The organism is Bacillus benzoevorans (assembly GCF_014207535.1).
Lineage (GTDB): Bacteria > Bacillota > Bacilli > Bacillales > Cytobacillaceae > Bacillus_BD > Bacillus_BD benzoevorans.
Window position 1 is genome coordinate 89755 of the sequence record NZ_JACHGK010000007.1, and the last position, 12462, is coordinate 102216.

The window sequence follows — 12462 nt, forward strand, 5'->3', positions numbered from 1 at the left end:
CTTTTCCGGAAAAATTCAATACATATTCGACAATTTATCCTAAAATTATTTTATTGGAACACATAAGATGAGTATAGTAGAATGGAGTCTATAAATGCAATGTTTTAGGGGGAAAATCATGGAGGATTTTTTTATCCTCGACAAACGATTGGGAATTCAAATCCCGGTTTTAAACGTCGAGTGGGATGATTTACCGTTGGAAAAACGTCAGTCTATTTTATTTACCTGGGAAACCATTAGAGGTTCGATTCCTGACCATATTATCAATTTAGAAAAAATGATTAATGAGAAACAAACAGAGCTTTCTGATGAGAATGATTTTGCCCGGTCCTGCCTCTTAAACAGTGAAATAGCCGAGCTTGCCTCGATTATCAATGATTTATGGCTCTGGTTCCGCACACACCAGAATATTACGGAAAAAATGCACTACTAATGAAAAGTGACTTAAAGGATGATCGTTCGCCTTAAGTCACTTTTTTTATTTGCACTAGCTTGTCTAACGGCTTAATACAAATCTTTTTTTAATTCTCTCACTACATGTCCCAGTTCGGGTAATATTAGTTTATTCATCGCTAATTTGACAGCCCCTGATGACCCCGGGGTTGAAAATACTGCTTTATGGCCAATTACTCCCGCTATGGCACGCGATAGGATAGCAGCAGATCCTATATCTTCCTGATAGCTGAGCATTCTGAATATCTCGCCAAAACCGCTTATTTCTTTATCAAACAGCTTTTGTACCGTTTCAATCGTCACATCTCTTAGGGCAATCCCAGTGCCGCCGTTCGTTAAAATAATATCAATTTCTTCATTTTTGCAGCCTTTTAAGATTTCGTCTCGAATTGGACTCTCTTCATCTTTTACAATGACATACTCCCCGACCCTATGTCCGGCATGCTCCAATAATTCGATCATTAATTTTCCGCTTTTATCTGTATCCTGATCGCGTGTATCACTTACTGTAATGACTTTACAGGTCACACTCTTAGGTGCTTCTTTCTTATGCTCATGTGTACTCATTCCTGTCGGTAGCCTCCTATTAAGCTGCTCATCAGCGGCTGAATTAAATTAAAGCTTAAGCGAACCTTTTTCGCTTAAATATCTCATTTGATAATATTTATGGGCAAAATCAGTAACTTTTCGCGTTAATTGATAATTCATTCCCGCTCCAATCGCCATACTGATAAAGGGAACTCCCTGAATCATTTTTTTCCGCAGCATCATAATCGCCAGTCCCTTTAACCCCTGCTTCAAAAGCTGTTCGATCCATGCAATATCCGCTAATTCCTCGCTGCCTTCATAGAAATAAAGATCCTTTAAATTTCGCACATCATTTTTCAATTCTTCCCATCCCTGCCCTTTCAGCCGGTTGGGCAGCACAGCAGCATTAAATACTTTTAATGCAGTCATCATTTCATACGGTGTATTTACCTCTACTCCGTATGTCGCCGCAATTAATTGTACAGCCCGCAAGTTAATCACTGCCATGAATGGAATATCAGAGCCAAGCAAAACCGTTCCTCCCGTTCCGGTCATTCCTCCTTGGGCAAATGAATATAAACGGTGTCTGGCAATCTGCTGGTTTGCTATGTATTGCAGCTGAGCAACGGAAAGCTGCTTCATATCTTGAATTTCGGAAATCTCCTCGTTAAAAATTCTTCCGTTCAAAATAATTTTCTCTTTTGCATCCATCTGCAGCTGCGAGCCTTGAATAAAGGCATGTGTATGAAATAACCAATTATCCAGCATGGCAAAAAAAGACTCTCTTGTTTTTTCAGGCAGCTGCTGAAATGAGCGTTCAATATACTTGTCATAGATCAATTGAAAATCATTTGCTTCATATCTATACAGCTTATTTTCCCACTCATGGATCTCCTGCAGCACAGTTCTTTCCCGGGCTGTTAACGACATTGCCAATCCCCCCTAAAACCTAAATGGAGTTTTGTTCAGTATAACATATCCAAATAGGAAAATCTTATCAGGTACCCGGTTACAAAGGCAAAAAAGACAAAGGCACGATAACCTTTGTCTTTTTTCTAAATGTTTATTTGCTTAAACGTACAACGTCGCGGGCAATCATAACTTCCTCGTCTGTTGGAATCACCATTACTTTTACTGGTGAATGAGGATAGCTGATGAAACGCTCCTCACCGCGAAGCGCATTTAATGCAGGATCCCAATATACGCCCATGAATTCAAGACCGTTTAATACCCGTGCACGAATGACATCACTGTTTTCGCCTATTCCGGCAGTAAAGATAATCGCATCTACTCCGTACATACGCGCTGCATATGAACCAATATATTTATGAATACGGCTGGCGAATACGGATAATGAAAGCTCAGCTCTTTCGTTGCCTTTTTCAGCCTCAACCTCAATATCACGAAGGTCGCTTGAAAAGCCGGAAAGTGCAAGCATACCGCTCTGCTTATTTAAAACATCGATTACTTCTTCCGCAGATTTCCCTGTTTTGTCCATAATATATGGAATAAGGGCTGGGTCAACATCTCCTGAACGTGTACCCATTGTTACACCTGCAAGCGGGGTGAATCCCATTGAAGTATCAATCGATTTTCCGCCTTGAATCGCTGTAATACTTGCTCCATTTCCCAGATGACAGGAAATTAAACGCAATTGGCTTAATGGTCTGCCAAGCATTTCAGCTGCACGTTCTGCAACATATTTATGTGAAGTACCATGGAAACCGTATTTACGAATACCATATTTTTCATAATATTCATGAGGAAGGCTGTATAAAAATGAACTCTCCGGCATCGTTTGGTGGAATGCAGTATCAAACACTGCAACTGCAGGAACATTAGGCAGAACTTTATGGAACGCCTTGATACCTGTTATGTTTGCTGGATTGTGCAGCGGTGCCAGTTCAGAAAGATCCTCAATTTTCTGTAAAACTTCATCTGTAATTAAGACAGAATCAGCAAATTCTTCTCCCCCGTGCACAACGCGGTGTCCAACCCCTTCAATTTCATTTAGGGATTTAATAATTCCTAAGTCAGTCAATTTATTTAATAACATTTCAACAGCAACGTTATGATCAGGAATATCTAAAGTTTCCTTTTGTTTTTCACCATTTACTGTAATAGTAAAAATAGAATCATTCATACCAATTCTTTCAACAAGACCTTTTGTAATAACTTCTTCGCTCGGCATTTCAAATAATTGGAATTTAAACGATGAGCTGCCGGCATTAATTGCGATAATTTTTGCCATGAGTGCTAACGCTCCTTTATATAACAGTCTTTATTAATTATATTAAATATTAGTACAAACCTAGTTTGTACAACTTTTATATTTAATCTCCTCAATTTTTCATTTAAACACTGTTCGAGAAGTTATTCAAGAATTTTGTCGAATGTTGGCGTTTACAATATAAAAGTAAATATTTTCAGATTGTTTAATTAATACCAATATTCCCAACAATAAAAAAAGGCCTTTCTATATGATGGCACTGATCATCCCCAAAGCCACCGTACGAAAGGTCTTATCTCTTTATGAGCAAAAAACCATAGAGTAATTGATTAACATGACTTATTCTCGTTTATCCACCGGTCCATTTTTATTAAAATCTTTTCCAGCTCTGAACCATTCGTTAAAGAAGGCATATTCACTAATAGTATCTCTTTTGGCTGTTTCACTTGCTCTCCTTGCTTCTGCATAATTAAAATACTTTTTGCATTTTGTTTATTTTTAAATAATGATTCTGGTAATTGAAGTATAGCTTGTATGTATACATTTTTCATCATATATTCATGCAGCTTTTTTGCCTGTTCACTTTCAAACAGCCCGTTAGGAATTAGAAAGAACAAATACCCTCCAGGTCTTACATGGCGAATACTTTGTTCGATGAACAGATGGTGGGCATACGAATGACCATTGTCTGCCTTCAGTTCATAGTCGGCAGCGCGAATATCATTCGGGTAGTAACCCACCGGAAGATCACCAATCACGGCATCGACCTTTTCAATAAACAAATGTTCGAGACTGTCCTGATTGAATAGTTCAATTGGATGCTCCTGAAGGTTTGCATTAATATACGCCAGCTTGATTAATAAATCATCTATATCGACACCAATACCCTCTATCTGTTTGTTCAGCTCTTGATTCATCACCGCAGTGAGTAAATTCCCCGTTCCAACTACAGGATCCAATATCCGGTAGGAGTTTTGCTTCATAAATTTATTAAGCAGATAGCCAAACAGCATTCCGATGGAGTCAGGAGTCATTTGATGGTTTGGCTGTACACTTTCCTTCATCCCTTTTAAAATGGCTAATTGAAATGACTTTCGTATTTCTTCCTTAGAGAAATGATCCAGATTTAGTCCTTCATAGATTTTTTTCAGCCTTTTACCCGTCCATTCACTTTCAATCTTTTGAAGGATTGACTGTTGAAATATATTTTCCCCTGTTTTTGCCAGTGCCTCCAGGTAGGTGCAATCGAGTTCCTGCTGTAATAAATCCGCACTTTCATTGAGCACGTTGAATAGTTCTTCAACCGGAGTGGTTTTCACAGATATCTCCTCCTGCCATTAGTTTCTTTTCCTATTTTAGCCACGATTAAAGGAATGCACAAGGAAAAGCCGGCATAAAATTTGCCGGCTTTTCGATTCATAACAATATGAAATTAAAAACTCGCTCTAATTATTTTGCTGCTTTTGCTGCTTCAATGGCTGCTTCATAGTTAGGGTGAGTTGTTACCTCAGGTACATATTCAGCATATGTAACAACGTCATTGGAATCAACAACAAATACTGCACGGGCAAGTAAGCGAAGACCTTCAATAGCTACTCCGTAGTTTTCCCCGAAAGAAAGGTCACGGTGGTCAGAAAGAGTTTTAACTTTGTCAATTCCGGCCGCACCGCACCAGCGTGCTTGTGCAAACGGTAAATCTACACTGATTGTTAAAATATTTACGTTGTCTAATTTTGCTGCTTCTTCGTTAAAACGGCGTGTTTGCGCATCACATACTCCAGTATCTAAAGATGGGACTACGCTGATTAAACGCACACTTCCTTTAGAATCAGCTAATGTAACAGGTGATAAATCATTAGCTAACACTGTAAAATCAGGTGCTTTATCTCCAACTTTCACTTCATTTCCAATTAATGTAACAGGGTTATTCGCAAATGTAACAGATGCCAAATTCATCTTCCTCCTTAAACAATATGTTCACAGTGAAAACTATATTACTTTTCTACAATATTTGCAATTAATATGACTCGGGATTCAGGAAAAAGGATTTATTCTCCGGTAAAGGTAAATTTCAACAAAAAAGGTTAACCTTCCATCTTGAAAGTTAACCATGCTCGGATTATAAATCAAGATCCTGTTTTGGACCATTGTATTCGTTTTGTTGATTGTTTGCTGGGTTTGATTTTGATGCCGAATTATTTTTATCTTTATTCGATAACATTTGCTGGATTTTATCAACAGCCTGCGGTGCAAGATCGAGAATTCTTTCATACAAATGCGTATTTTCATCCAGATGGACCATTTTTACACCTTGTGAATTGACAATTAAAAAGGCAATTGGAGTAATCGAAACCCCGCCCCCGCTGCCACCGCCAAAAGGATGCTTCGTTTTATCGGATCCTTGACTACCGCTGTCGTCTCCCCCGTTCATAATAAACTCACTGCCGCCTGCTGCGAAACCAAAGCCGACCTTGGAAACGGTTAAAATAACACTCCCATCCGGCGTCTCAACCGGGTCCCCTATAATCGTATTGACATCGATCATTTCCTTTAAATTTTCCATAGCAGTCGTCATTAATCCTTGAATTGGATGATCGGACATGTGCTTTTAACCTCCTCAATTAAATGGAATTCGTTTTATTTTGTGACACGGCGGAAAGTGGTTTTTTGTTAAATTTCGGCAGTCCGCCCTTCCAAAATTTGATAATTTTGATTGCTGCAAACATAGCATACCCGATTCTAAATTGAAGCATACACGTAAATACAGTTTGCGTCACCTTCATTTGAAAATACGGCTGAACGGAAACCCGCGGTACGTTCTTTAGGAGAAAATAGTGACTGATTAACCCAATGATACTCCCCTTTATCGTCCATACTGCACCTGACAGCATTCCTGTCAAAGCCGCATCACCTGTTCCAATCGCGGTAAACCAGTCCAGCTTGGTTATTTTCACCTTTTTCAGGAAGTTTCGGATAATCCGATGTAATGATACGACATGTTCCAATAAAGCTTTGAAATCATGAAACCTTTTTAGCAGATCGTCCTCAGTTATTTTGGTTGTTTCTTCTTTCTTTTTATCTCCATTCCCTGATTCCAGATTATTTTCTACTACAAGGGAAGGTGAATCATCGTCTACTTTAATAAGCGGTACATTTAGTCTGTATTTAATAAGGCCGAATAATACACGAAATTCTATTTTAAGAGAATCATCATCCTGAGCATGTTTATAGTGAATCGAAACCTTCATTTTTATCATTAGGATAATAGCAAATAATAGAATCAGCAGTAAACAACCAAGCAAAACCCATTTCAATTTTTATTCACTACCTTTCAGCCTGTTATTATTGGCAAAAACAGACAAAAATAAACCTGCCCCAGATGGGCAGGTTTATTTTAAATAGCTGCTATTTTGAACCCAGTTTTCAAACGGGTATCCTCTCATGAACCACTGTTGTATCAGCAAATAAATCATGAACTCCTTGTTTTTTCGGTAAAAATCCAACCACAAAATACAAAACAAGGATCGTTCCGGATATAAAGCGGCCAATCCATTCCCGAAATAATACCGTGGACCAGTTTAGTTTTGTATCATTCAGCGTCTTCACCTTTAAGCCGAATACCATTTTCCCTAATGTTTGTCCAAGGAATTTAGTCATCAAAATAAAATAGGCATAAAAGATGATCGCTGTAACAATCGAGATTGGTGCAAACATGCTGGCTTTATTCAGCGGCAGATCCATTAGCCGGAATACAGGATACACAAGAATTCCGTTGATACTGGCGATCACCACAAGATCCAGCAAATAGGCCCAAAATCGGATCCAAAAACCAGCATAATTCGGCTCTATTGGATGAACTTCAGCGCTATTTTCCTGAAAATGGTCCGCATTATTCTGCCCTGTTTTTTCAAATTCCTGTTTTTCTCTGTCCATTATTTCCACCTCCTATTCTGCATACAGATACATCATCCTTGGTGAATTCTGATTTGATAGTAGCTGCAACACACCCGCAAGTTCAAAATCATCCTGACCCAGAAGATTTCGTGCCGACATGCTGAATAGGGAACCCAGTCCCAAGTTACTTGAATATTGAACAACTTGAGCATCTTCCAATTTCTTATCCTTTTTCAATGCGGCGAGTGCATCTTCAAAATAGCCGTATTCGTCAATTAAATTTAATTGCTTTGCCTGCCGTCCGTCATATACTCTGCCATCTGCTATTTTTCGTACTTCTTCTTCAGGAATGCCGCGTCCTTCTGAAATCACTTTCACAAAACCATCATAGGAGTGATTAATCATGTCCTGCAAAATATTTCTTTCCGCTTCTGTCATTTCCCGATATGGACTGCCGATATCTTTAAACTCACCCGATTTAATCGTATCGAACTTCACACCATATTTTTCAGCAAGACCTGAGAGATTCATCCCCTGCATAATCACGCCAAGCGATCCGGTTAATGTTTCCGGGCTGGCAAAGATTTTGTCTGCCGGTGCAGATATGTAGTAGCCGCCTGATGCCGCCATCGTACCCATTGAGATATAGACCGGTTTCTTTGCCTCTTTTTGGATTTCAACAATTTTATCGTGAATTTCAGCACTCTCCACTACACCGCCGCCGGGAGTGTTCACTTTCACGATAATCCCTTTTACAGTTGAATCCTCTTTGGCCTGATTTAAATTCTTCATAAATGTCCGATGATGATAGCCGGCTGTCTGGAAAAACGGTGATGCCTCACCCGTATCTTGAATCGTACCGTTCAAATCAATAACCGCAATTCTTTCCATCATATTTCCTTCTTCGATGACCTCTTCTGCCATCAATCCGCTCGCCGGATTCATGAATTCTTCCATTGCCGTTTGAAAATCTTTACTTAGAAATGTGGTCATCGTATTAATGGCAACGGAGAAAAAAAACAATACAGCGGCAATTCCCAAAGCCGCCCATCTTTTCCCATTCATTTCTTCATCTCCTTTATTTTACAGTCTACTTCTTATACGGATAATCTGCCCATTTGTTTCAAAAACCTCAATTATTTGTGAAGAAAAGCCGAAATCATGCTTAACCCCCCTGTTTTAAAGTAATATAAGAGGAGGAGGGATAAAAATGAGTGCACACAGTCATATTTTCTTTTATCATAGAGAATTACCGGAGCTAAAAAATCAATTTATTTCGCTCATTAACCAGACGAATCAGCATCATTTTAACGTTGTTGATGATAGTAAAAATGCGAATATTATCATAAGTATCGGGAGTGATGGTGACTTCCTGCAGGCTGTAAGGAGCACAGGATTCCGTCAAGACTGCTTATATATTGGGATATCTACCGGAGGGAAAATAAGTCTGTACAACGATTTTCTATTTGAGGATGCCGATCAATTTCTGGATGCACTCTCTTTAGAGCAATTGGAGGTTCGCAGCTATCCGGTGCTGGAGGTTTCGATAGACCAAGGCACTTCCTATTATTGTTTAAATGAATTCAGCATTCAATCAGCGATCGTGAAAACATTTGTCATGGATATCTTTATCGATGACTTACATTTAGAAACGTTCAGAGGAGACGGAGTGATTGTCTCTACACCATCAGGCAGTACGGGCTATAATAAATCGGTACACGGAGCCCTCCTGGATCCAATGATTCCCTGCATCCAAGTAATTGAATTAGCTTCAATCAATAATAATCAATACCGCACACTCGGTAATCCGTTTATTTTAAGTGCGAACAGGGTACTAAGATTAAAAATCGTAAAAGAAGGAAATGAATTTCCCATTATGGCCATGGATAACGAGGCACTTAGTATCCGCCATGTCGAAAATATTGAAATAAAACTAAGCAACAGGAAAATTAAAACATTAAAAACCGATGATAACTCATTTTGGCATAAGGTAAAACGGACATTTCTGTAAATTAAAGCGAGGATACCCCTTTTGAGATATCCTCGCTGATTTCTTAGTTCGCGCTATTCAATTCCAACTCTTTATTCCTTAATTCCACACGGCGGATTTTTCCTGAATTTGTTTTTGGCAGCTGCTGCACAAATTCAATTTTCCGCGGGTATTTATAAGGAGCGGTCATTTCTTTCACATGTCTTTGCAGTATCTTTACTAAATCCGAAAGGTCTTCCTGTATGTCATCTTTCAGCACAATAAAGGCTTTGACAACATTGCCGCGAACCTTATCTGGACTAGCTACAACCGCACATTCCTTTACATATGGATGTTTAACAAGAGCATCCTCTACCTCAAACGGTCCAATGGTATACCCGGAACTGATAATGATATCATCACTGCGTCCTTCAAACCAGAAATAGCCTTCTTCATCTTTCTTAGCCCTGTCTCCCGTAACATAGTAGCCGCCTCGGTATTGGTCGGCTGTTCTTTCCGGATCTTTATAATACTCTTTAAATAATGCCGGTGTATCACGATGAACCGCAATGTCTCCTACTTCGCCCACAGCGCATGGCTCGCCCGATTCATTAATGATTTCAACCCGGTTACCCGGAGTCGGTTTCCCCATAGAACCTGGTTTTAAATCAATATCCTTTGTAATACCGACTAAAAGTGTATTTTCAGTTTGACCGTAGCCATCCCGGACTTTAAGATTAAATTTATTATAGAATATATCGATGACTTCACGGTTTAACGGTTCGCCGGCAGATACAGCACTGTGAAGGGAAGAAAGATCGTACTGCTCCAGATGCTCAACCTTTGCCATTAAACGATATTCAGTCGGTGTACAACAGAGAACATTTACTTGATATTTTTTAAGTAAATGTAAATATATTTCCGGTTCAAATTTCCCCTGATAGGAAAGACCAGTGGCACCTGATCCTAATACAGCTAAAAACGGGCTCCAAATCCACTTCATCCATCCCGGACCTGCTGTAGCCCATACGATATCTCCTTCATTGATGCAAAGCCAGTTCGGTGCGGCTGTACGCAAATGAGCATATGCCCAGGCATGTGTATGAACAACCGCTTTTGGATTTCCTGTTGTACCAGATGTATAAGATAAAAAGGCCATATCGCTGCTGACCGTATCTGCAATGGACAATTCCCCCGAAGCTTGCTGAGCTTGTTCTTCTAAATGGATCCAGCCCGCACAATCCCGGCCAGTGACAAATTTTAAAATGTGATCCATTTCTGCAATAGGCTCAAATTCACTGATATATGGATAATAGCTGATGACAGCTTTTACTTCACCATGTAAAATTCTATATTGAAGATCCTTTGTCCGAAGCATTTCAGAGCTTGGGATGACAACCAGACCCATTTTTAATGCAGCTAAGTATACTTGATAGGCTTCAACTAACCGGGGAATAATGATGAGAACGACATCCCCTTTTTTTAAGCCCTTCTCTAAAAATACATTTCCCATTTGATTAGCTGCAGTCATTAAAGCTTTATAGGTTAATTCTTTTGTTTCACCATCTTGATTCTCCCATTTAACGGCAATTTTTCCGTCATGATTAGCAAAACGTTCAATTTCCGAAACAAGATTATATTGTAACGGAGCAATTAAATCTTCTCGTTTCATGTTTTTCGCCTCCAGATCATCTGTTTTACATCATACCACAAATTTCATCAAATCATATAGAAAATTTTTTCACCAGTTATTATGAGTAAGTACTAATTTTTATCGTTTTCGATGATCTTTAAGCAAGGAAATTTGAAAAAGGAGCGGGAATAGACCCGCTCCTTGTAGCCATCAGTATTCACTTTTTATTATCGAGTAAAACCACCCATTTGTTGTTCAGCCATTTGCACTAAACGCTTTGTAATTTCACCACCGACAGATCCGTTTGCACGTGATGTTGTGTCAGCGCCAAGGTTTACACCGAACTCTGAAGCAATTTCGTATTTCATTTGATCTAGAGCCTGCTGTACACCAGGAACTACTAAATTATTTGAATTTGGCATGTGATTTTCACCTCCTTGTGAGTATAGATTGTGTAAAATCACATGCCTTCATACAACAGCAACACTGGTAATTGTTCACAAAATTTTAACAAAAAAACACATATTTAACGATTAATTTACAATTTATTAGAAAAGCTCTTCAAACTCATTCGATAATTGTGTTTCCGGTTTAATGAGAATCGTCTCTGTTTGTTCCACAGCCTTTTGTATATATGGCGCAAAATCAAAAAAGCTTTCATAACGGATCACTTTTTCCCGTTTCGGCTTTGTTTTTGGTGAAGGCGGAACAAATATGGTACAGCAATCCTCAAATGGCCGGTTGGATATTTCAAATGTATCAATTTCTTCTGCCATTTTAATAATTTCAGGCTTATCCATCATAATTAATGGCCGTAAAATAGGGGTATTGGTCACTTCATTAATCGCATACATACTTTCCAGTGTCTGGCTCGCTACCTGCCCCAAGCTTTCACCCGTGATAATAGCCAATGCCTCTTGTTTTTCTCTGAGGGCATCGGTAATCCGGAGCATCATTCTTCTCGTTGCCGTCATCGTATAATTCTCCGGGATCTGCTTATGAATTAATTGTTGAATTTCAGTAAATGGAACAATATGCAAACGGAAATGGCCATTCCTTTCTGAAAGTTTAGCGGCGATATCCAACACCTTTTGTTTGGCACGTTCACTCGTAAACGGCGGGCTAAAGAAGTGAACACCTTCTACTTCTAATCCCCGTTTCAGCGAAAGATATCCGGCGACCGGGCTGTCAATACCGCCAGAAAGCATCAGCATCGCTTTTCCGCTTGAACCAGCCGGCAGACCTCCTGCTCCCTGAATGGTTTCACAAAAAAGGTAAGCAGCCTCTGTGCGAATTTCAATTTGCAAATTGATATCCGGTTTTTTTACATTAACCTTTATATTTGGGACATTTTGTAAAATGTGACCGCCGAGTGTATGGTTCATTTCATCTGTATCCATAAAAAAGGTTTTGTCGGCACGTTTTGTTGTAATTTTAAAGCTGTTTCCTTCCTGGTACACTTGTTTGAAAAGCTTTAATGCCGTAGCTTTTATTTCTTCTATTTCTTTTCCAGTTTTAATCACTGGACTAAAGGACTGAATTCCGAAAACCCTCTTTAACCGATCAACCATATCCCGGCCGTTTTCCCCATTTAAAAGAATGTACATCCTGTCTCTTGTACTTTTTATTCGGATATTCGAAAAATCATGTAAAGCGTAGCGGATGTTTCTTCCTAATTTTTCAACAAAAGCATGCCGGTTTCTGCCTTTGGTTGACATTTCTCCATAGCGAATCAATATTCGATCGTAGTTCATG

Annotated in this window: 14 protein-coding genes; 2 read left to right on the forward strand and 12 right to left on the reverse strand. The window is 39.2% G+C overall.

Annotated features, from left to right (window positions below; all coding sequences use genetic code 11):
• The first annotated feature begins 118 nt into the window (after positions 1-118).
• Positions 119-433 carry a hypothetical protein gene (locus tag HNR53_RS11325; RefSeq protein WP_184526010.1) on the forward strand — a complete coding sequence of 105 codons (315 nt, stop codon included), beginning with the start codon at positions 119-121 and terminating at the stop codon, positions 431-433.
• A gap of 71 nt (positions 434-504) precedes the next feature.
• On the opposite strand, the gene HNR53_RS11330 is transcribed toward HNR53_RS11325, so the two are convergent.
• The 9 genes from HNR53_RS11330 to sppA form a co-directional block, all read right to left on the reverse strand.
• Positions 505-1020, reverse strand: coding sequence for a MogA/MoaB family molybdenum cofactor biosynthesis protein (locus tag HNR53_RS11330; protein ID WP_184526012.1), 516 nt, complete (start codon positions 1018-1020; stop codon positions 505-507).
• Positions 1021-1068: 48 nt separating this feature from the next.
• Entirely contained in the window at positions 1069-1911 is an 843-nt protein-coding gene (locus tag HNR53_RS11335; protein WP_184526014.1) for an EcsC family protein, read from the reverse strand.
• A 133-nt stretch (positions 1912-2044) separates the two neighbouring features.
• Positions 2045-3232: an acetate kinase gene (locus tag HNR53_RS11340; RefSeq protein WP_184526016.1), complete on the reverse strand. Its 1188-nt coding sequence runs from the start codon at positions 3230-3232 to the stop codon at positions 2045-2047.
• Positions 3233-3540: 308 nt separating this feature from the next.
• Complete coding sequence (locus HNR53_RS11345) at positions 3541-4530, reverse strand: N-6 DNA methylase (RefSeq protein ID WP_184526017.1); 990 nt, start codon at positions 4528-4530, stop codon at positions 3541-3543.
• A 130-nt stretch (positions 4531-4660) separates the two neighbouring features.
• Complete coding sequence (gene tpx, locus HNR53_RS11350; RefSeq protein ID WP_184526019.1) at positions 4661-5161, reverse strand: thiol peroxidase; 501 nt, start codon at positions 5159-5161, stop codon at positions 4661-4663.
• Positions 5162-5330: 169 nt separating this feature from the next.
• Complete coding sequence (gene ytfJ, locus HNR53_RS11355; RefSeq protein WP_184526021.1) at positions 5331-5813, reverse strand: GerW family sporulation protein; 483 nt, start codon at positions 5811-5813, stop codon at positions 5331-5333.
• A gap of 19 nt (positions 5814-5832) precedes the next feature.
• The gene (locus tag HNR53_RS11360) at positions 5833-6525 is read right to left on the reverse strand and encodes a DUF2953 domain-containing protein (protein WP_184526023.1); all 693 of its coding nucleotides are present in this window, start codon (positions 6523-6525) and stop codon (positions 5833-5835) included.
• 109 nt (positions 6526-6634) lie between these two features.
• Positions 6635-7144 carry an RDD family protein gene (locus HNR53_RS11365; protein ID WP_184526025.1) on the reverse strand — a complete coding sequence of 170 codons (510 nt, stop codon included), beginning with the start codon at positions 7142-7144 and terminating at the stop codon, positions 6635-6637.
• Positions 7145-7156: 12 nt separating this feature from the next.
• Entirely contained in the window at positions 7157-8170 is a 1014-nt protein-coding gene (gene sppA, locus HNR53_RS11370) for a signal peptide peptidase SppA (protein WP_184526027.1), read from the reverse strand.
• Positions 8171-8315: 145 nt separating this feature from the next.
• Between sppA and HNR53_RS11375 the strand changes: the two genes are divergently transcribed.
• On the forward strand, positions 8316-9116 hold the full coding sequence (locus HNR53_RS11375; protein WP_184526029.1) for an NAD kinase: 801 nt from the start codon (positions 8316-8318) through the stop codon (positions 9114-9116).
• Between the two features lie 43 nt (positions 9117-9159).
• Here the strand turns inward: HNR53_RS11375 and mbcS are convergent, their stop codons facing one another.
• The 3 genes from mbcS to thiI all read right to left on the reverse strand — a co-directional run bounded on the left by mbcS (position 9160) and on the right by thiI (position 12461).
• The gene (mbcS, locus tag HNR53_RS11380) at positions 9160-10746 is read right to left on the reverse strand and encodes an acyl-CoA synthetase MbcS (RefSeq protein WP_184526031.1); all 1587 of its coding nucleotides are present in this window, start codon (positions 10744-10746) and stop codon (positions 9160-9162) included.
• Between the two features lie 188 nt (positions 10747-10934).
• A complete protein-coding gene (locus tag HNR53_RS11385; RefSeq protein ID WP_184526033.1) occupies positions 10935-11129 on the reverse strand; it encodes an alpha/beta-type small acid-soluble spore protein in 195 nt (64 codons plus the stop codon).
• Between the two features lie 126 nt (positions 11130-11255).
• Positions 11256-12461 (reverse strand): tRNA uracil 4-sulfurtransferase ThiI, encoded by a 1206-nt coding sequence (gene thiI / locus HNR53_RS11390; RefSeq protein ID WP_184526035.1) that lies wholly within the window; start codon positions 12459-12461, stop codon positions 11256-11258.
• Between the last annotated feature and the right edge of the window lies 1 nt (position 12462).